19 protein-coding genes, 1 tRNA gene, 1 rRNA gene, 1 other RNA gene and 1 other annotated feature are annotated in these 20,232 nt (G+C 42.3%); of the genes, 5 read left to right on the top strand and 17 right to left on the bottom strand.

Annotated features, from left to right (window positions below; translation table 11 throughout):
- Positions 1 to 345 precede the first annotated feature (345 nt).
- The 6 genes from CSV60_RS16185 to ffs all read right to left on the bottom strand — a co-directional run bounded on the left by CSV60_RS16185 (position 346) and on the right by ffs (position 4,320).
- A complete protein-coding gene (locus CSV60_RS16185) occupies positions 346 to 609 on the bottom strand; it encodes a pro-sigmaK processing inhibitor BofA family protein (protein ID WP_233192641.1) in 264 nt (87 codons plus the stop codon).
- Between the two features lie 87 nt (positions 610 to 696).
- On the bottom strand, positions 697 to 1,293 hold the full coding sequence (gene recR, locus CSV60_RS15210; protein WP_099632605.1) for a recombination mediator RecR: 597 nt from the start codon (positions 1,291 to 1,293) through the stop codon (positions 697 to 699).
- Positions 1,294 to 1,304: 11 nt separating this feature from the next.
- Positions 1,305 to 1,625, bottom strand: coding sequence for a YbaB/EbfC family nucleoid-associated protein (locus CSV60_RS15205; RefSeq protein WP_099637566.1), 321 nt, complete (start codon positions 1,623 to 1,625; stop codon positions 1,305 to 1,307).
- Positions 1,626 to 1,646: 21 nt separating this feature from the next.
- The gene (gene dnaX, locus CSV60_RS15200; RefSeq protein ID WP_099632603.1) at positions 1,647 to 3,392 is read right to left on the bottom strand and encodes a DNA polymerase III subunit gamma/tau; all 1,746 of its coding nucleotides are present in this window, start codon (positions 3,390 to 3,392) and stop codon (positions 1,647 to 1,649) included.
- 84 nt (positions 3,393 to 3,476) lie between these two features.
- Positions 3,477 to 3,929 (bottom strand): S-ribosylhomocysteine lyase, encoded by a 453-nt coding sequence (locus tag CSV60_RS15195; protein WP_199173213.1) that lies wholly within the window; start codon positions 3,927 to 3,929, stop codon positions 3,477 to 3,479.
- A 125-nt stretch (positions 3,930 to 4,054) separates the two neighbouring features.
- Positions 4,055 to 4,320: signal recognition particle sRNA large type (gene ffs, locus CSV60_RS15190), an RNA gene on the bottom strand.
- 154 nt (positions 4,321 to 4,474) lie between these two features.
- On the opposite strand from ffs, the gene CSV60_RS15920 reads away from it, so the two are divergent.
- Both CSV60_RS15920 and CSV60_RS15185 read left to right on the top strand, forming a co-directional pair.
- Positions 4,475 to 4,651 (top strand): hypothetical protein, encoded by a 177-nt coding sequence (locus tag CSV60_RS15920; protein WP_158233193.1) that lies wholly within the window; start codon positions 4,475 to 4,477, stop codon positions 4,649 to 4,651.
- Positions 4,652 to 4,740: 89 nt separating this feature from the next.
- Positions 4,741 to 4,833, top strand: a tRNA-Ser gene (locus tag CSV60_RS15185).
- Positions 4,834 to 5,022: 189 nt separating this feature from the next.
- On the opposite strand, the gene thrB is transcribed toward CSV60_RS15185, so the two are convergent.
- Genes thrB through CSV60_RS15170 form a run of 3 tightly spaced genes read right to left on the bottom strand, consistent with a single transcriptional unit; the run spans position 5,023 to position 8,276 of the window.
- Positions 5,023 to 5,919 carry a homoserine kinase gene (gene thrB, locus CSV60_RS15180; protein WP_099632601.1) on the bottom strand — a complete coding sequence of 299 codons (897 nt, stop codon included), beginning with the start codon at positions 5,917 to 5,919 and terminating at the stop codon, positions 5,023 to 5,025.
- Positions 5,919 to 6,977 (bottom strand): threonine synthase, encoded by a 1,059-nt coding sequence (thrC, locus tag CSV60_RS15175; protein WP_099637565.1) that lies wholly within the window; start codon positions 6,975 to 6,977, stop codon positions 5,919 to 5,921. Before thrC ends, thrB begins: the two co-directional genes overlap by 1 nt.
- A gap of 6 nt (positions 6,978 to 6,983) precedes the next feature.
- Positions 6,984 to 8,276, bottom strand: a complete 1,293-nt coding sequence (locus tag CSV60_RS15170) for a homoserine dehydrogenase (protein WP_099632599.1) — start codon at positions 8,274 to 8,276, stop codon at positions 6,984 to 6,986.
- A 155-nt stretch (positions 8,277 to 8,431) separates the two neighbouring features.
- Here CSV60_RS15170 and CSV60_RS15165 point away from each other — a divergent pair, with 155 nt between their 5' ends.
- A complete protein-coding gene (locus tag CSV60_RS15165; RefSeq protein ID WP_099637564.1) occupies positions 8,432 to 9,796 on the top strand; it encodes an aspartate kinase in 1,365 nt (454 codons plus the stop codon).
- 15 nt (positions 9,797 to 9,811) lie between these two features.
- On the opposite strand, the gene CSV60_RS15160 is transcribed toward CSV60_RS15165, so the two are convergent.
- Positions 9,812 to 10,468: a deoxynucleoside kinase gene (locus tag CSV60_RS15160; RefSeq protein WP_099632597.1), complete on the bottom strand. Its 657-nt coding sequence runs from the start codon at positions 10,466 to 10,468 to the stop codon at positions 9,812 to 9,814.
- Positions 10,455 to 11,102: a deoxynucleoside kinase gene (locus CSV60_RS15155; protein WP_099632596.1), complete on the bottom strand. Its 648-nt coding sequence runs from the start codon at positions 11,100 to 11,102 to the stop codon at positions 10,455 to 10,457. The genes CSV60_RS15160 and CSV60_RS15155 overlap by 14 nt, the downstream gene beginning before the upstream one ends.
- Positions 11,103 to 11,275: 173 nt before the next feature.
- Here CSV60_RS15155 and tadA point away from each other — a divergent pair, with 173 nt between their 5' ends.
- Positions 11,276 to 11,776, top strand: coding sequence for a tRNA adenosine(34) deaminase TadA (tadA, locus tag CSV60_RS15150; protein WP_099632595.1), 501 nt, complete (start codon positions 11,276 to 11,278; stop codon positions 11,774 to 11,776).
- A 98-nt stretch (positions 11,777 to 11,874) separates the two neighbouring features.
- Here tadA and serS read toward each other — a convergent pair whose 3' ends face one another.
- Both serS and pdxS read right to left on the bottom strand, forming a co-directional pair.
- Positions 11,875 to 13,158, bottom strand: coding sequence for a serine--tRNA ligase (serS, locus tag CSV60_RS15145; RefSeq protein ID WP_099632594.1), 1,284 nt, complete (start codon positions 13,156 to 13,158; stop codon positions 11,875 to 11,877).
- Between the two features lie 69 nt (positions 13,159 to 13,227).
- Positions 13,228 to 13,435 (bottom strand) — a binding site (T-box leader).
- A gap of 287 nt (positions 13,436 to 13,722) precedes the next feature.
- The gene (pdxS, locus tag CSV60_RS15140) at positions 13,723 to 14,568 is read right to left on the bottom strand and encodes a pyridoxal 5'-phosphate synthase lyase subunit PdxS (protein WP_099632593.1); all 846 of its coding nucleotides are present in this window, start codon (positions 14,566 to 14,568) and stop codon (positions 13,723 to 13,725) included.
- Positions 14,569 to 14,668: 100 nt separating this feature from the next.
- Between pdxS and pdxR the strand changes: the two genes are divergently transcribed.
- Complete coding sequence (gene pdxR / locus CSV60_RS15135) at positions 14,669 to 16,084, top strand: MocR-like pyridoxine biosynthesis transcription factor PdxR (protein WP_099637563.1); 1,416 nt, start codon at positions 14,669 to 14,671, stop codon at positions 16,082 to 16,084.
- 19 nt (positions 16,085 to 16,103) lie between these two features.
- On the opposite strand, the gene CSV60_RS15130 is transcribed toward pdxR, so the two are convergent.
- The 4 genes from CSV60_RS15130 to rrf all read right to left on the bottom strand — a co-directional run.
- Positions 16,104 to 17,459 (bottom strand): D-alanyl-D-alanine carboxypeptidase family protein, encoded by a 1,356-nt coding sequence (locus tag CSV60_RS15130; protein ID WP_099632591.1) that lies wholly within the window; start codon positions 17,457 to 17,459, stop codon positions 16,104 to 16,106.
- Between the two features lie 179 nt (positions 17,460 to 17,638).
- Entirely contained in the window at positions 17,639 to 19,105 is a 1,467-nt protein-coding gene (gene guaB, locus CSV60_RS15125) for an IMP dehydrogenase (RefSeq protein WP_099637562.1), read from the bottom strand.
- A 105-nt stretch (positions 19,106 to 19,210) separates the two neighbouring features.
- Positions 19,211 to 19,693 (bottom strand): glutathione peroxidase, encoded by a 483-nt coding sequence (locus CSV60_RS15120; RefSeq protein ID WP_099637561.1) that lies wholly within the window; start codon positions 19,691 to 19,693, stop codon positions 19,211 to 19,213.
- A 458-nt stretch (positions 19,694 to 20,151) separates the two neighbouring features.
- Positions 20,152 to 20,232, bottom strand: a 5S ribosomal RNA gene (rrf, locus tag CSV60_RS15115); the annotation flags it as partial.

Raw genomic sequence — 20,232 nt, 5'->3', positions numbered from 1 at the left:
TCCTTCATCTCCTAGTACTTCACTACATCTTGTCAGTCAGTAAAATGAAAATTCGATTAGCTCGAGTTTCATTTGCTGGCATCAATTAAGATACTCATTTTGTTTGTGTCACCGTTAGGTGCACAAACTGTATTTTGTTAACGTTTTGCTGTTCAGTTTTCAAGGTTCATTCGGTTGGTCTCTCGTAAGAGGCAACTTTCTAATAATAACATCTCATCATTTTGTTGTCAACACTTTTTCTTAAAAAGTTTTTCTTGTTAAGTTTGATGTTTTTGCAACTGCTTGATGCGACGCTTATAAATATACCACCCTATTTATGAGAATGCAAGCTTTTTCACCATTCTTTTAAAAAAGAATGGCGAAACTGCATAGCGCTGCGAATCCAGGTACTCCTAATATAGCTAAGATCATGCCGGATGCGATGTTTACAGGAACGTAGATGCCAATAAATCCACCAGCAATGTTCATTAAGAAGAGAATAAAGAACGCGAAAGCTAATCTAAACCAGAACACCGATAGTCGCTCCATGTTTTTTTCGAGAGTGGTTCGACTCATACTTAAAAGCAATAATGATACGACTCCTAATATGGCTATGACTAAAATCCTCACAGAAAACGCCCTTTCTATCTCATAGATACTTATCTATATGCGTCTCTTCAGAGGATTAGTCTACTCGTTCTCTATCTTTTAATTCTTTTATAGTTCTCGACGACCTTCCAATGCTCTAGACAATGTAACTTCATCTGCATATTCTAGATCCCCGCCGACAGGTAAGCCGTGGGCGATACGCGTTGTCGTGATTCCGGATGGTTTAACCAGCCTTGAAATATACATAGCTGTTGCTTCTCCTTCTATAGTAGGGTTCGTCGCAAGAATCAATTCCTGCACTTCATCTTCTTGGAGTCTAGTCAATAGTGAAGGAACGTTGATATCTTCCGGCCCGATACCGTCCATCGGTGATATGGCACCTTGTAGTACATGGTACAAACCACGGTAGTCACGCATTTTTTCCATGGCAATCACGTCTTTCGGATCTTGAACGACACATATGGTTGTGCGATCACGTGATTGATCCTGACAGATATAGCATGGATCGATATCCGTAATATGACCACAAACTGAACAAAACTGAAGATTACGTTTCGCATCCACTAACGCTTTGGCAAAATCCAGCACAGTATCTTCTTTCATACTTAATACAAAAAACGCCAGACGACCCGCAGTTTTGGGGCCAATGCCTGGCAGTTTCATAAAACTATCCATCAACTTAGATATAGGTTCAGGATAATGCATTATACAACCTCCTAGAACATCCCGGGTAAGTTCATTCCTTTTGTAAATTGGCCCATTGTGGAGTTCGTCATTTCTTCTGCTTTTGCAATAGCGTCATTTGTAGCGATAACAATCAAGTCCTGTAAGATTTCTACTTCTTCTGGATCTACCGCTTCCGGATCAATGATCACTTCAAGTACTTCTTTATGGCCAGAGACGATTACTTTTACCATGCCGCCACCTGCTGTACCTTCCATTCGCTCATTACCTAGGTTCTCCTGTGCCTCTGCCATCTTCTTTTGCATCTTTTGCATTTGCTTCATCATACCTTGCATATTCCCTGCTCCACGCATAAATAATTCCTCCTTAGTAAATTACTCTTCTATTGTAATAAAATCTTTTCCAAACATCTTCTCAGCTTCAGTTACGAGTGGGTCAGCGTCTTCGATTGTTGCTTCTTCCATAAATGCTGACGTTGGTTGCTCATCGTCTGACTGTTGAGGGTTATCTTTACTATTTTGACTGGCCAAACCACTTTTTCGAATGAAATCAGCACGAACTTGCAGCCAGCTTTCCTCCGCTACGTAGACTACTTCATAGCCTTTTCCTGTCAGCTGCAGTAATGCATTCGATAGTCCAGCTTGTAATGTAGCATTCTCAGAAGCCATCAAGCAATGAATTTCATATTTAAATTTTAGCACAAAAGCCGTCTCTGATGCTGCTACAGGCTCCGTCTCTTCCAATAAAGCGGCGTGTGAGCGTTGCATACTTTGCATCATACCCGCCCATTGCTCACGAATCACTTGAATATCGGACTTCGTTGCCGATTTTAAGACTTCCACAATTTTACCCGTTGGCACTTTGGCAGATCTAGAAGCAGTTGATGCAGCTCTTTTTGCCGGTGCTTGCGGTTCCGCGGCTTGCTGCACAGCCCCTGTTGCCAGTTGTTGCTGAAGTTGTCTAACGGTCTGTTCTAGAATTGCAAATTTCTGGGCCATTTCAGGGTCAGCTGCAGAAGATTGCATTTGTTGTTGCTCACCGGAATGAATCATTTTCAATAAAGCAGATTCAATGTAGACCTTCCCGTGATTAGAAAAACGCATTTCCTGTTGTGTTTTCGAAAGGATATCAATGTACCTGTACAATTCATCCGAATGAAACTCTTTTGCAAGTTCCTGAAATCTTTCACCATCTGAAATTAATTCCAGAAGACTTGTCAACTCAGGCGCGGTGCCAAGTAGTAACATATCACGGAAAAACGTGATCATGTCTTCGGCAAGTCTACCTACATCTTTACCTTCGGCAATCAGTTCATTCAGTAAAGACAATGCGGATCCCGCGTCTTTCGTTTGAATTGATTGTGCTAGCTGATAAAAGATTTCTTCACCAATTGCTCCAGTCACTAGTAACGCATCACTTGTCGTCAACTCGTCTCCGCTAAATGACACGGCTTGGTCGAGCATACTAAGCGCATCCCGCATTCCACCCGTCGCAGCTTGTGCGATTGCGCGCAATGCTCCAGTCTCCGCCGTAACTCCAATATCTCCAATAACCTTTTCCATTCGATCAATAATTTCAGGTGCCGTAATGGGCTTGAAATCAAATCGTTGACATCTGGAAATGATAGTAAGCGGCAACTTATGAGGTTCTGTGGTCGCCAAAATGAATACGACGTGAGCGGGGGGTTCTTCTAGTGTCTTCAGCAATGCATTAAAGGCTGAATTGGACAGCATATGCACTTCATCAATGATATAGACTTTAAATCGCGCATTGGAAGGTGCCACATGCACACGTTCAATAATGTCACGAATTTCTTCTACGCGCGAATTGGAAGCCGCATCAAACTCAGTTACATCTGTGTTAGATCCCTCTGTGATGCTTTTACACGTCTCGCATTCATTGCATGGTTCTGTTGCAGGACCATTTTCACAATTTAGTGCTTTCGCAAATATCTTCGCCGCACTTGTCTTTCCCGTTCCACGAGGTCCTGAGAATAGATAGGCGTGTGTTGTCTTCTGATGGAGAAGGGTGTTTTGCAGAGTTTGCTTGATCGCCTGCTGACCTGACATTTCACCAAAAGCCTGTGGTCTGTACGCGCGGTATAGTGCTTGGTAAATCAACTACTCCCCCCCTTTTCTCCGATTGCATAATACTTCTATTATAACACGAAACACGATTTTTTCACCGTATATCGCTTGGATATATTACGCAAATACTTCTGTCCATTCGTCTTTCTTATCAAGCATTGCGCGTGCAATTTCCTTTGCACCTTCAAGACTATGACTTGCTGCCCAACCACACTGTACTTCGTTACATGCCGGTACTTCCGTCGCTAACAGTACGTCATTTAATGTATTCTCTACTATAGATAGAATATCATTATAGTCGTCATGATTGATTACAGCTAGATAATAACCTGTCTGACAGCCCATTGGACTGATGTCGACGATTTGATCCGAATGGTCGCGGCTGAATTCTGCCATCATATGTTCTAGTGAATGAAGCGCTGGCATATCCATGTGATCTGTATTCGGCTGGCAAAAGCGGATATCATATTTCAAAATCTTGTCGCCATTCTTTCCTTCTGAAGTTCCCGCTAATCGAATATAAGGTGCTTTCACTTTCGTATGATCCAAATTAAAACTTTCGACATTCATTTTTTTCTCAGACAATGTAGATCGCTCCCTTCCAGTTATACGGACTACATTGAAGTATACACTATTTTAGGCACAAAAAAAAACTCGTCCATAGTAAAATGGACGAGTGAATTATTGAATTTATGCCGTGCACCTTTCTTCGACTGCCGCACATAAGCGTTACTCTTGTCGTTGGCTCGGTCTAGGCTACCCCGCGGCACATGAGAGAGTCCACTTAATGCTGCTTCCTTCCGGACCTGACATGGTTCATGGGTTCCCATTGCGCAGGACCCAGACGTCAACACTACGTGCAAGAGGCAGACCCTACATGCGGACAGCCTCGGAAAGGAGTTCAGTCTTGCTAGAGCGGATTGCAAGTTACAGGGCACCGCTAATTCCCCACCTAGCACGGCATTTCTTATTATACCCATAGTTAATTGTGATTGCAACGGTAAACCTATTATTCATCGTAATGTGTTTCAACCCCCTATCGCGTAAACAGTAAAAAACCTTTTCTTTCACGCACTTTAGAAAGTACACTAATTGAAATGAAGGAGATGAACAGCATGGTTCCAGCTCAACGTTGTGACCTTAGTTTCCATAACGCAGAAGTGCGAGTCTACGCGGTCATTACGTTGCCTGCCGTCCCGCTAAGCAGATTGATAATGATTTTCCTGCAATCGGATTTCAACTTTATGTATGGTGCGCTACTCCAGTCCGTAGCCTTGACGAGTTTTTATTAGTGGCGCTTCTCGTATCGTTGCGAGAGAAAAAGAAAAAATAAGGGTTGACGCTTTAAAAAAGACGTGGTAAGATATTATTTGTCTGATACGGAGGAATACCCAAGCCCGGCTGAAGGGATCGGTCTTGAAAACCGACAGGGGTGTTAAAGCCCGCGGGGGTTCGAATCCCTCTTCCTCCGCCATTTTTTTGACAGCACACGTTACTTGATGTAACGTTTTTTTATTGCCTAAAAATAAAAATTTAAATAGAATCCACTGATCTGCGTTTTAGGCGGAGACGGTTGACTGGTATACAATATATAAATCCATGAAAAGAATACATCCATTGTGAAAAAACAGCGCCAGTGACTGAATCAGTCCTGACGCTGTTTTTATTTTGTGATGTGTGCGCCTGCCTCTGCCGGTTGCAGGGCAAGTGCTTGGTAATGTGGAAAGCTTTGTTCCAATGATGCCGCCACTTGTTGCTCTGTTCCTGGTGGTACAGCTACGAAAAGTGAAGGCCCAGCTCCGCTAATTGTCATGCCGTACGCACCTGCTTCCTTACAAGCCAAACGTATTTCATCAAAGTTAGGGAATCCAACTTTTCGGTAAGGTTCATGATATAAGTCCCGTTCCATCATACGGCCTGCCGTCACCCAATCCGATTGCGCAATAGCAGCAGTCATCACACTGCCCGCTGCACTTCCGCGTACTGCCACTTTATGTGTCAGTTGGTCAGGTAGCAACCCTCGCGAAGCTTCCGTCTTTAAAGCAACCGGCGGCACTAGGATGACAACACCAATCGGGGGTGCTGGGAATGTCAGTACTTCCATCTCATCTTCGGCAAAGTACGAGACTGTCATTCCTCCAATCAATGCAGCAGTAACGTTATCGGCATGTCCTTCTAGTTCGCTGCCGATCCGCAACTTGTCTTTTGGAGATAGTTGCAAACTTGCCAGCTCACTTGCAATTTCAATACCTGCTGCAATGGCTGTAGCACTGCTGCCTAGGCCTTTTCCTAAAGGAATATCTGAATGTACTACTAGCTTTTGCGATGCAATCACTCGATCATACCGCAATGCGACATCCTGAATAGTCTGTACGATTAGATTTGTTTCATCTGTCGGTAGTGCGGCATACTCCTTATCTTGATACAACACATACCACGCGTCAGCTGATGTTACATCTATTGTCATGTTAAGTGAAAGGGCAAGACCTAAATGATCGAAGCCGGGTCCGAGATTAGCCGTTGTGGCTGGCACGGTCACTGAAAAACCGGCTTCCGTCATTAGTCGTTCCCCTCTTTCAATTCTTTTAAGAAGTTATCGAACTGTTCATTTGTCATCATGGGCTTATCTGCATTGACATTGATTGCTGTTTCAGGATCCTTCAAGCCATTACCTGTCAGGATTCCAACTATTGTCGTCCCTTTTTCAATCAATCCCGCATCAAGTTGTTTCTTAATACCTGCAATTGTTGCACAAGATGCTGGCTCTGCAAAGATCCCGTCTGTTGCAGCTAGCAATTGATACGCTTCTAGAATCTCTTCGTCAGTAGCGGACAAGATGTCGCCACCTGATTCTTCAAGTGCTTGCGTTGCCAAATGCCAACTAGCTGGGTTTCCAATACGGATTGCTGTTGCTACCGTTTCAGGCTCATCGAATACACGGTCATATACGATTGGCGCTGCACCGTCTGCTTGTACTCCTAGTAACTTTGGTGTATTCGTACCTTTTTTCCCTGCATATTCTTTGAAACCTTTCCACGCTGCAGATATATTACCCGCATTTCCAACAGGCAATGCAAAGATGTCCGGTACTTTACCAAGCTGTTCAATGGTTTCAAACGCTACCGTCTTCTGGCCTTCCAGTCGATAAGGATTGACAGAGTTCACCAGCGCAATTTTCCCTTCGCCTAATTCACGTACCATACGAAGTGCTTCGTCAAAGTTTCCTTCGATGGCCACAATTTCCGCACCGTACATTTTCGCCTGTGCAAGCTTACCCAATGCAATACGACCTTCCGGAATAACGACAATTGTACGCATACCCGCTCGTGCACCATATGCTGCAGCTGCAGCAGACGTGTTCCCCGTTGAAGCACAGATCAACGCCGTTTTCCCCTCTTCTTTTGCCTTTGCAACCGCCATTACCATTCCCCGGTCTTTAAATGAACCAGTTGGATTCGTTCCCTCTGTTTTCACATACAGATTGATTCCCCACTGTTTTGATAAGTTCTCGAGATGGATTAAAGGTGTATTTCCCTCTTGCAGTGTTAACGCGGGAGTATTCTCTGTCACCGGCAACCATTCTTTATATTCTTCGATCAATCCATTCCATCTTCTCATAATTCCTTATTCTCCTTCCACACGGTAATGACTAGAAATGTCAATGACCGCAGGTGTGTCTTTTAAGTCTGCCAAAATATCTAAATGTTGTTGACGGGAAATTTTATGTGTAATGAAGATTAAATCTGCGCCTTCATCGTGCACATCTGAATCTTGGACGACTGTCGCTAGACTCGCTTTGTGGTGACTATAAATAGATGTCAATTCCGTCAACACACCTACTTCGTCACGTACCGTTATACGGTGGAAATAGCGTGCGTACTTCTGATCATCCGTTTTTACTTTGCGTTCAAATTGTGGTGAATGCATTCTCTTACCATTCACACCGAGCAAAATATTACGGCAAGCCGCCACTACATCACCTGTTACAGAAGTCGCTGTAGGTAATGAACCAGCTCCAGGTCCGTAGAACATTGTCTCACCTACTGCATCACTATACACATACACTGCGTTGAATTCATTATTGACTGTAGCTAGTGGATGAGAGTTATGAACAAATACCGGCTCTACGGCCACTTCAATTCCCTCTTCATCTTTTTTAGCAGAACCCGTCATCTTAATTGTGTAACCGAATTGCTCCGCAAGCTGAAGATCACCGTCTGCAATTTCCTTCATACCACGGACAAATACATCGTCAAGATGCACGTCTGTAGAAAAGGATAAAGATGCAAGAATAACCATCTTACGCGCTGCATCAATACCATCTACGTCAGCTGAAGGATCAGCTTCTGCAAAGCCCAATTCCGTCGCTTCCGCTAATGCGTCTTCATACGTCTTATTTTCATGTTTCATCTTTGTTAAAATGAAGTTAGTTGTTCCATTGACGATTCCTGTTAATGCGGTGATCCTGTCGGACGCTAATCCATCTTCCAATGTACGAATTAATGGAATACCACCACCCACACTCGCTTCATAAAATAGGTCACATTTATTTTCATCTGCTAATTTCAATAATTCAGGTCCAGACTCTGCCATGACATCCTTATTCGCGGTGACAACACCTTTACCTGCTTCAAGTGAACGTCGAATTGCTTCAGACGACCCTCCCGTCACTTCAATAATCAAGTCAATTTCAGGATCGTTTAACACTTCATCGAGTGATGTAGTGAACATTTCTTGAGGTATCACGCCATTGCGTTTTTTATCCAAGTTTTTAACAAGGACTTTCTTAATAGATACAGGAACACCGAGCTTATGTTGTAAGTCATCTTGGTGATTATGCAAAATAGTTGCAACGCCACTTCCGACTACTCCATAACCCAGCAAACCAATATTAATTTCATTTTTCTCATTTTTCATTTGACGATTCTCCTAACTATATGTACACTATGAAAAAACAATCGTTCTTCGTATAAGGACAATTATAGAGAATTCCGACTTTAATAACAACCTGTTTTCACGAATCTTCTAAAAAATAGATAGATAATCTCAAAATAGATAGGATCTGGTACTCAATGAAAGTATGTAAATTTGGCGGAACATCCGTCGCATCCGCGGAACAAATCCGGAAAGTGGTCGACATCGTCGTATCCGACCCATCGAGAAAGATCGTCGTAGTTTCTGCACCAGGTAAACGTTTTTCTTCTGATATTAAAGTAACTGATTTGCTTATTGATTTGGCAAATGCATCACTTGCTGGTGAAGACACCCTAGATTCGCTGCAAATGGTTGTGGATCGTTACAAAGAAATTGCAGAAGGACTAGGCTTAGACGAAGAAATTGCACAAGTAATTGAGCAAGATATCGTTAGACGCCTAAATAAAGATCAATCTGACGAAATTTTATACGTTGATAGCTTAAAAGCTGCCGGAGAAGACAATAACGCAAAAATGATTGCAGCGTACTTCCAACATATCGGTATCGAAGCAGAGTATGTAAGTCCCCGTGAAGGTGGATTACTTGTTAACCACCGTCCAGAACGTGTACGCGCTCTTCCAGAAGGCAACGAAAAGCTCTGTAAACTACGCGATAAAGAAGGTATTATCGTATTTCCAGGCTTTTTCGGCTACACAGAAGACGGAACATTGCGTACGTTTAACCGCGGTGGCTCGGATATTACAGGCGCCCTACTAGCGGCAGCAACGAATGCAGAACTTTATGAAAACTTTACCGATGTTGACTCCGTTTTTTCAGCAAATCCAACGGTTATCGAAAATCCACGCGCGATCGATGCCATGACATACCGAGAAATGCGTGAGCTTGCATATGCAGGGTTTTCTGTATTTCACGAGGAAGCTTTAGTACCTGCATTCCGTCACAAAATTCCCGTTTGTATCAAGAATACTAACAATCCAAGTGCGCCCGGCACAATGATCGTTCTGGACCGTGACCATACTCTTCAATCGGTTGTCGGAATCGCTGCCGATAAGGGATTTTCTACACTCTTCGTTGCTAAGTACTTGATGAATCTGGAAATTGGCTTTGGACGTCACTTGCTACAAATTCTGGAAGAAGAAGAAATTCCATTTGAGCATACACCGTCAGGTATCGATAACTTGTCTGTTATTATTCGCGATGAACACTTAACACCGGAAAAGGAAGCACGTATCGTTAAGCGCATTGAACAAGAGTTATGTCCTGATGACGTACATTTCCAACGTGATTATTCCATGGTAGTACTCGTGGGTGAAGGCATGCGCCATGCAAGAGGGTTGGCAGCACGCGCAGCATCTGCCATCGCACGTACAGGTGCAAATATTGAAATGATCAACCAGGGATCTTCAGAGGTTAGCTTAGTATTCGGTATTCAAGAAAAAGATGAAAACATTGTCCTTCGAGAGCTATATCAGGAATTTTTCACAGAAGTTCCTGTTCATTAAGACACACGACACGCCTTATATAAGGGGTGTCGTTTTTTTCATTTTTTCAGCCACTTTCCCGATAATTAACTCAATATCCTGTTCATTTCCTAATAGATCATATTCTTCAATGTTTAGCCGAATGACTGGGCATGCAGTAAAAGAATCAATCCACTGTTCATAACGGCGATACATCTCTTCCCAATAACTTCTCGGTGTTTGCATCTCCATATCCCTACCACGCTCTTCAATACGATCAAGAATGACAGGTAGTGGTCCCTCCAAGTAAATAAGTGCATTTGGATGTGGGAAATATGGCGTCATCACCATTGCTTCATATAGTTTCATATATGTTTCAAAGTCGACCGCTTCCATAGTTCCTTTATCAGCGTGCATTTGGGCAAAGATCCCTACATCTTCATAAATGGAACGATCTTGTACAAAACCGCCGCCGCTTTCGAAGATATGCTTTTGCTCTTTGAAACGTTCTGCTAAAAAGAAGATTTGCAAATGAAAACTCCAACGTTCAAAGTCATCGTAGAATCTCTCTAAATATGGATTTTCTGCTACGTTTTCCAAGGACTCTTGAAATCCCAGTCTTTTGGCAATCGCGTGTGCCATTGTTGACTTCCCTACTCCTACCATTCCCGCTACCGCGAATACACTATTTTCCGGTATATTAGGTAACTTCATTTAGCTTCAAACCTTTCTGAATCGCCTCATAAACTTTGCTTAGAATTGCATCCATATCATCTTTATTGCGCACATAGTCCACTACATCACCGTTTATATGGATAACTTGGACATCAGGGCATGTTGCTTCGAACTCTGGCAAATAAGTACGGTAATCTTTCGAAAGTTGTAGTAAGTAATCAGGATCCATATCTGCTTCATACGATCGACCACGCTCGTCTATTCGGTTGAGCAGTGTAGGAATAGATGCTGACAATGAAATAACGACGTTCGGCATAGGTAGATCTTTCGTCAAAATATGATAGATATCTTTATATTTCACAAAATCATTTGACTCTAATGTACGTTGGGCAAAAAGCATATTTTTGAATACATGATAATCGGCCACCACGGGTAACCCTTGTGAAATATATTCTTTATTAATTTTCTTTAATTGTTCATATCGATTACACAGGAAAAACATTTCCGTCTGGAAACTCCACTTTTCTTTGTCTTGATAAAACTGATCAAGGAAAGGATTTTCTCCACTAATCTCTCTTAATTGATTATATGAAAAGGTCTCAGCAATTGCTGCCGTGAGCGTAGTCTTCCCTACACCAATCGGACCTTCTACCGCAATAAACGGGACAAACATTTACCACTCACCCTTTCAATTTGTTACCTTTCCATTTTATCATAGACAACCATATACAATGTGAATTATATTGAGTTATTTAGTGTTTTCTTCTCGATCGTTTCACGTGGAACATTTCACTAATTGATTTTGATGTTCTGCATGATAGACTGTTGATAAGGAGTGATACATTGATGAAAGATGATGAATACTACATGAGACTGGCAATAGCAGAAGCTGAAAAAGCCGCCGCTCTTGCCGAAGTTCCCATTGGCGCAGTTATTGTACATAATGAACAAGTAATTGCTGCAGCCCATAATCTTCGTGAAACCACACAAAACGCTGTCACTCACGCGGAACTATCCGCCATCCAAATAGCATGTGAAAAGATAGGTAGTTGGCGTCTAGAAGACACTACACTATACGTCACACTTGAACCTTGCCCTATGTGTGCAGGTGCCATACTACAATCTCGTATTCCACGAGTCGTCTACGGCGCACGTGACCCTAAAGGGGGTTGTGTCCACACCTTTTATCAACTACTTAATGACTCCCGATTCAATCACGAATGCATTGTAACCGAGGGTGTCCTCGGTGAGGATTGCGGACAACTCCTTACCGACTTCTTTCGATCCTTGAGAGAAAAAAGAAAAGCCGCGAAAAAAGAAGCCCAACGCCTAGAGTCAAACTCGTAAGTGTAGGGCTTCATCCTTTTGCATTTCATTCATTAGCTTTTGAATTTGAAAGAGAAAAATAGTTAATCATATGGAATACAGATTAATAGCGTATCCACTTATTTAGGTGCTTCAATTTTTTCTTTTCCACCCATGTAAGGTCGAAGCACATCTGGAATTACAACAGAACCATCTTTCTGCTGATAATTTTCCAAAATCGCTGCTACTGTACGACCGACAGCTAAACCACTACCATTCAACGTATGAACGTACTCAGGCTTCGCACCCGGCTCACGGCGGAAACGAATATGCGCTCGACGCGCTTGGAAATCTTCAAAGTTGGAACAAGAAGATATTTCTCGATAGACGTTTTGTGTAGGTATCCATACTTCCAAGTCGTACTTCTTGGCAGCCGTAAAACCTAAATCTGCTGTACACATCTTGAGTGCACGATACGGCAACTTCAACAACTGCAATACTTTTTCCGCATGGCCAGTCAATTTCTCCAACTCGTCGTATGAATCTTCCGGTTTCACAAAGCGAACCAACTCCACTTTATTGAATTGATGCTGGCGAATTAATCCACGCGTATCACGACCTGCAGACCCTGCCTCAGAACGGAAATTTGTACTATACGCTGTGAACGCAATTGGTAACTTAGATCCTTCCAAGATTTCATCCCGATAGAAGTTGGTAACAGGAACCTCGGATGTTGGAATGAGGAAGTAATCCTCTTCTTCAATTAAGAATGCATCTTCTTCAAACTTTGGCAGTTGTCCCGTTCCAGTCAAGCTTGTACGATTTACTAAATATGGCGGCAGCATTTCCTCGTAGCCGTGTTCTTCTTGATGAAGATCAAGCATGAAGTTGATCAATGCACGTTCAAGTCGTGCACCGAGTCCGCGGTAAAACACGAAACGACTACCTGTTACTTTTGCTGCTCGTTCAAAATCTAATAGTTGAAGATCCGTTCCTATCTCCCAATGTGGTTTAGGTTCAAAGTCAAACGTCGGTAACTCTCCCCACGTACGAACTTCTACGTTGTCCTCTTCACTATCCCCTACTGGCACGCTGTCGTGAGGAATGTTTGGAATACGCATAAGCACATAATTCAATTCCTCTTCTACTGTAGAAAGTTCTTGATCATACGCTTTGATTTCCTCGCCAACTTTTTTCATCTTTGCGATGACTTCATCCGCATTTTCTTTATTACGCTTCATTTGCGCTACTTGTTGTGATACTTCATTACGCTCAGCTTTCAGTACTTCTACTTTAGATAAAATTTCGCGTCGTTTCTCGTCAAGACCACCAAACTTTTCAAAGTCGGTTAAATCCTCTCCACGTTTACTAAGTTTTGCTTTTACTTCTTCATAATTTGCACGCAATAGTTTACTGTCTAGCACGCCATCTGCCTCCTTGTATTTACATCACTAATAATAAAAAGCAATAAAAAAAGCCCTCCATCCCCTAAAAATAGGGACGAGAACTACCCGCGTTGCCACCCAAATTGACTGATTGTGCAGCCCACTTGTTTGAGATATCGGCTCAACTGACCGGCAAAACCTACTGATTCGATTTTGCTACTCCAGGACGGATTCACAACGGTTTTTACTAGCTTTCACCATCCGCTAGCTCTCTAAAAAAAACACTGTCGCTACTGCTTCCTATCATCGTAATGTATGTGAAATTACATATACCATACTACAATTTCTAACTTTTGACAAGAAACATGGTATGTTATAGCCTGGGAAATGTCGTAATTCTAAACAAAATTATCCCCATACAATCACTTTTATATATTTTATTGAATTCATAGAAAAGTTTATGGGGGATTCGCCAGGGCCATGAGACAACTAGCGTACTTCTTAGCTGTCTCATGGTTAGACGTAATCCTTCAATGCCCGTGTGGATGGGTTATTTAACGCTCTATGGCTTCTATGCCTAACCCAGAGCGCTGACCAAGCAAATTACGAGCTGCGAGTCGCCATCAATTCACTCTCTGCAAGCTGGGATATTTCCAAGCCTTTCATCGGCGTGCCAATCCCTTTTGACAGCTCAGCAATCAACTCGTAATCCTGGTGGTTCGTAGTAGCCTGTACAATCGCCCGTGCAAATGCTTCCGGCTTCTCTGATTTAAAAATACCTGAACCAACAAATACTCCATCCGCTCCAAGTTCCATCATCAATGCTGCGTCAGCAGGCGTCGCAACACCTCCGGCAGAATAGTTCACAACCGGTAAACGACCAGCTTCTTTAATAGCAAGTAGAATCTCATATGGAGCACCAAGGTTACGGGCTTCCGTCATTAACTCGTCTTTGCTCATATGTACTACTTTACTAACTTGGGCATGAATCATTCTCAAGTGACGTACGGCTTCTACGATATTTCCTGTGCCAGGTTCTCCTTTTGTACGAAGCATTTTTGCGCCTTCACCTAAACGACGTGCTGCTTCACCAAGGTTTCTTGCCCCACAAACAAATGGTACACTGAAATCGCTTTTCAATAAGTGAAATTCATCGTCTGCAGGTGTTAATACTTCGCTTTCGTCAATGAAATCTACACCTAGTGCTTCTAATACCCGTGCTTCCGAGATATGACCAATACGTGCTTTGGCCATGACAGGAATGGAAACTGCCTTTTGTACTTCTTCTATGATTCGTGGATCAGCCATACGCGCAACACCGCCTGCCGCTCGAATATCAGAAGGTACTCGCTCCAATGCCATAACCGCAATAGCTCCCGCTGCTTCCGCCACCTTTGCCTGCTCTGCATTAATTACATCCATGATAACGCCGCCATAAGTAAAATTCATTTCATTTCCCCCTTTTTGTTATTTTCAGTATAATTGAAATTGACCATATGAAAATAGCCAGTTGTGCATTAAACAACGTGGTCAGATTAGAGGGGTCATAATGGACATGATTTTTATTGAGCTTCAGAAAAATTCGGATATCCCGCTTTATCAACAAATATATAATCAAATTAAACAAGACATGATTGATGGCAAGTTTCTTGTTGGCATGAAACTACCCTCCAAACGTCAACTGGAAGAGTTCCTTGGTGTCAGCCAAACAACAATAGAAATGGCATATGATCAACTGATGGCGGAAGGTTTTATCGCGGCGGAACCACGAAAAGGGTATTTCGTACAAGCAATAGAAGAACTCGCCTATGTACAACCTGTAAAATCAGATACTCTATCCGAGATTCCCGTAAGCAAACCCGTGGATTATGACTTTTCACCAAGTTCCATTGATACAGAAAACTTCCCATTCATCGTATGGAGAAAATACGCGCGAGATATTATGGATACATCACATGCCCACTTATTACTACTCGGTGACCCACATGGTGATATTGAGTTGCGTCAGGAAATTGCCCGCTATTTATACCATTCGCGGGGAGTAGACTGTACGCCTGAACAAATCATTGTGGGTTCCGGTACAGAACAGCTTTTACCTTTGATTATTCGGATACTAGGTGAAGGGGCTCGCTATGCAATTGAGGATCCAGGCTATCTCATGACCAAACACGTCTTTACCGAAAACTACAGAAAAACGATTCCCATTGCAGTCGACCATGAAGGACTTGACGTAAAGGCACTACAACGGTCTGATGCTTCTATAGCCTACGTAACCCCTTCTCACCAGTTCCCAACCGGTACAGTGCTGTCTGCGGCTCGTAGAATTGCTCTTTTGAACTGGGCTGCATCCAATCCCGAGTTTTTCATAATTGAAGATGACTATGACAGTGAATTCCGTTACCGGGGACGTCCTATACCTTCCTTGCAAGGGATGGATAAAGGAGAAAACGTCATTTATTTAAGTACATTTACTAAATCTCTTATGCCATCTATGCGGATCGCCTACATGGTGTTGCCACCAAGGCTATTGGATACGTACCGTCAGGCTTTTATTCCCTACTCTTCTTCTGTACCGCGGATAGATCAACATATCCTTGCACGTTTCATGGCGGATGGACAATTTTCACGCCATCTGAACCGCATGCGTAAAATCTATCGTCGAAAAATGCATACGTTGACAAATTTATTGAAATCGTATGGATCTAACATTTCATTCTCGGGCGATGAAGCAGGTATGCATGTGTTGCTTCATATTCATACGACTAGAACTGAAAAGGAACTAGTTAGTGAAGCTCTTCAATCAGGAATAAAAGTTCGTGGTCTAGACACCTATAAGGTAACACCTGACCAATCCCCTCCTTCATTCCTTATCGGTTTCGGTGGACTAACTGAAAATGACATCAAACGGGCAATTCCAAAGTTGTTTGATGTATGGAATATAAAAAAGACAGCTATACCTGAGTAGGTACGCTGTCTTTTGGTAGTTAATTAAATAAGCCTTTTACGAAACCAGTGGAACTATTCCATGCATTGGAGAAGAAATTACCGATTGCCCCCATAGTTAACGGGAACCAACCAGCTTTCTTCACCTCTTCAGTCGTGACTACTTCTGCATCCACTATTTTTCCATCAATAAACCCGTAATCTGAACCCTCTTTTTTTACTAGTTTGACATGACCAACGACCGTCCCTTTTTTAATTGGCGCTTGGACTTGTCCATTTTTCACTAATTTCTCATCCAATACGAGTTCAGTAGTATAGTCTTGATCTTCGCCATTGCGAACTAGCATTTTAATAGGTTTCTTTGTAGCGATTGCTACTTTCTTCTCTTTCCCTTTAATCACGTCTAGCGTTTTCTGCTTCTTGAACTGATGTCCTGCTTTGAGTAGCTCTGTTTCACTAAATTCTTTGAAGCCATAATCAAATAATTTACGAGTGGCATCAAAACGTGCTTCATAAGATCCAACGCCTTTATCATCCACTGCATTCATTACAACAGCAATAACACGTCGTCCATCACGCACTGCAGTTCCAGTGAAACAATGTCCTGCAAATTCCGTAGTTCCTGTTTTCAAACCATCGATACCGTCATATTCATACACTAACCCGGGTAACATGAAGTTCCAGTTCACCATATCAATGGCATCGTCCGTGCCTTCACGGAATGTCTTTTTTGCAATTTTGGTCGTATCTAATACTTCGGGATATTCCTTCAATAAATGATAGGCTAGTTTAGCGACAGAACGAGCTGGCATAACGTTTTCATCTTTCTCGCCAAACGCACTTGGGTGCATACCTTGTAAGTCGCTATTGTTTAACCCCGTGGAATTGACAAATTTATAATCTGTCAGCCCAAGTTCTTCAGCCTTTTCATTCATAAGATTGACAAATTCCTCTTCTGATCCTGCAATTGATTCGGCAATCGCAATAGTTGCCGCATTTGCTGAGTAAATGGCTACAGCTTCGTAAAGTTCACGAATTGTATAGGAGCCATCCCGACGGAGCGGTACATTACTTAAACGGCGATCTTGTGAAACCTTATACGTATACTCAGTAACTTGGTATTCCTGATCCCATGTAATCGTTCCATCGTCAAGAGCTTCGAACATCAAGTATTCCGTCATCATTTTCGTCATACTCGCAATACCGAGTGGCTTATCCGCGTTCTCTTCGTATAATACCTTTCCACTATCGGCATCTATCAAAATAGCTCCGTTTACACGGATGTCCAGTGAAGATTCACTTTCCTCTGCTGCTACAGATCCCTGCATACCAAACGACATCAGCACTATCATTGGCACCATTAAAATCGCCAACCATCTCTGTGTTACTTTTTCCACTCATCTTACCTCCGTAGTCACAATATCAAAAATCAGTGTACCATATTCCCCGCAAGTCAGATATGCTTATGGCAAAAAAAAAACACATATTCTCCCATGAAATCATTATATATTATTATCCACCGTATAAATACAAAAAAGGACAGGAGAGAATTTCTCACTGCCCTTTAAATAATAGATTAACGTACCGAATAGTTCGGTGCTTCTTTTGTAATTTGTACTTGGTGCGGATGACTTTCCAATAAACCAGCACCTGTCATGCGAATAAATTGTGCATTTTCACGATGTGCTTCAAGATCCTTTGAACCGCAGTACCCCATACCTGCACGAATACCACCTATAAGTTGATGAATGGTATCAGACAAAGGCCCTTTATACGGCATACGACCTTCAATGCCTTCAGGTACAAGTTTCTTTTCATCTTCTTGGAAGTAACGATCTTTAGAACCTTTTTCCATCGCGGCAACTGAACCCATTCCACGGTACACTTTAAAACGACGTCCCTGGAAGATTTCAGACTCCCCTGGGCTTTCGGTAGTACCTGCAAGCAGGCTTCCAAGCATAACCGCATGGCCACCAGCAGCCAATGCTTTGACAATATCGCCAGAATATTTAATTCCACCATCGGCAATAATCGTCTTGCCATATTTACGCGCAACTGTTGCGCATTCATAGATAGCAGTGATTTGTGGTACACCAACACCTGCAACTACACGGGTAGTACAAATAGAACCAGGACCAATACCAACCTTCACTACGTCAGCACCTGCTTCGTACAGTGCTTCGGCTGCTTCTGCCGTTGCTACGTTTCCTGCAACAATTGCAAGGTCCGGATAGTTTCTACGGATCTCTTTGACTGTGTCAATAACACCCTTAGAGTGGCCGTGTGCCGTATCAATAACTATTAGGTCAACTTCCGCCTGTACAAGCTTCTCAATGCGTGTAGACGTGTCTACGGTGACTCCTACAGCCGCGCCGACAAGTAAGCGCCCAGCCTTATCTTTTGCTGCATTAGGAAACTCAATAACCTTCTCGATGTCTTTGATTGTAATTAATCCATTAAGAATACCTTTATCATCTACAATCGGAAGCTTTTCGATTTTATATTGCTGTAGCATTTTCTCTGCATCTTCTAGTGTAGTTCCAACAGGGGCCGTCACCAAGTTTTCTTTCGTCATGACTTCATCAATGATAATGGAATAATCCTGAATGAATCTCAGATCACGGTTCGTCAAAATACCAACCAGTTTCTTCTCCTCCATGTTGTTAACAATTGGGACACCTGAGATACGATATTTACCCATTAAATGCTCCGCGTCAAATACTTGGTGTTCCGGTGTTAGGAAAAACGGATTTTTAATAACTCCATTCTCAGAACGTTTAACCGTAACAACTTGCTCAGCTTGTTCTTCAATACTCATATTTTTATGAATAATACCTATTCCACCCTGACGAGCCATAGATATCGCCATCTTAGATTCCGTTACTGTATCCATACCTGCACTGATGATAGGTATATTCAACTTAATACTATTCGTTAAGTTCACAGACAGCGAAACGGCCTTTGGCAATACTTCAGACGCAGCCGGCACCAATAATACATCATCAAACGTCAGACCTTCACGAGAAAACTTTGATTCCCACATTAACTTTCTTCCTCCTAAAATTACTATTGTCTATTCAGATTATTAAAAGGTTATCAGCGTCAATGAGACGTGTCAAGATAGAAGTTTATAAACTGGCCATTACATTTACTTGTCAAATATTTTATTGAGTGACTTTTGCATCTTAAGTGGATTGGTCTGTGGTGCAAAACGATCAACTACTTTTCCGTTTGAATTAATTAAGAACTTCGTAAAGTTCCATTTGATACCTTCTGTTAATACTCCCTTTTGCTGTTCTGCAAGATACGTAAATAAAGGTGCTGCTTCATCACCTTTTACATCTATCTTGGCAAACATAGGGAACGTCACGCCATAATTCAATTGGCAGAAATTCATCGTCTCTTCAATATCATCAAATTCCTGATTATTAAAATTATCCGATGGGAAGCCCAATACAACCAGCCCTTGATCCTTATATTCTTCATACAGTTGTTGCAGTTCTTTAAATTGTTTTGTGAAGCCGCATTTACTAGCAGTATTGACAATGATCATTGGATTCCCTTCAAATTCTTTTAGAGATTTCTTTTCTCCATCAGTAGTTTCCACTGTGAAATCATAAACTGTCGTCATGCAGTATCGCCTCTTTTCTTTAGTATATTTTACCCGACTATTGAATGAATACCTAGTATCTTGTTTACTAGTAAGATTTTAGAGTATTGAAGATAGGAATATAGAGACATTTGCAGACGAGATGGAAGCTCAATGTGGAAGCTGGGTTTTAATGGGGCGGATAAACAGAGCCATAGAGCGTTTAGCGTGAGTCATTGAGCGGGTAAGCGGGATAGACCGCTTGGGATGTTTCATTGAGCGGTTTGGCAGGGTGATAGAGCGCTTAGCGCGACTCATTGAGCAGATATGTCAGACGATAGAGCGCATACCATGCCTCATTGAGCGAGTAAGCGAGACGATAGAGCGCTTAACACGATTTATTGAGCAACTAACTAAAATCTACAATCACTCAACTCTAAATTTAGCTCATATATAATTAAACACAAAAAAGCCACTCCCCAAAGGGAATGGCTTCGCATGCCTAGCAACGTCCTACTCTCACAGGGGGAAACCCCCAACTACCATCGGCGCTGAAGAGCTTAACTTCCGTGTTCGGTATG

Source organism: Sporosarcina sp. P7, from assembly GCF_002743425.1.
GTDB lineage: Bacteria > Bacillota > Bacilli > Bacillales_A > Planococcaceae > Sporosarcina.
Note: the sequence above shows the minus strand (reverse complement) of the source record. Positions and strands in the feature narration are given on the sequence as shown.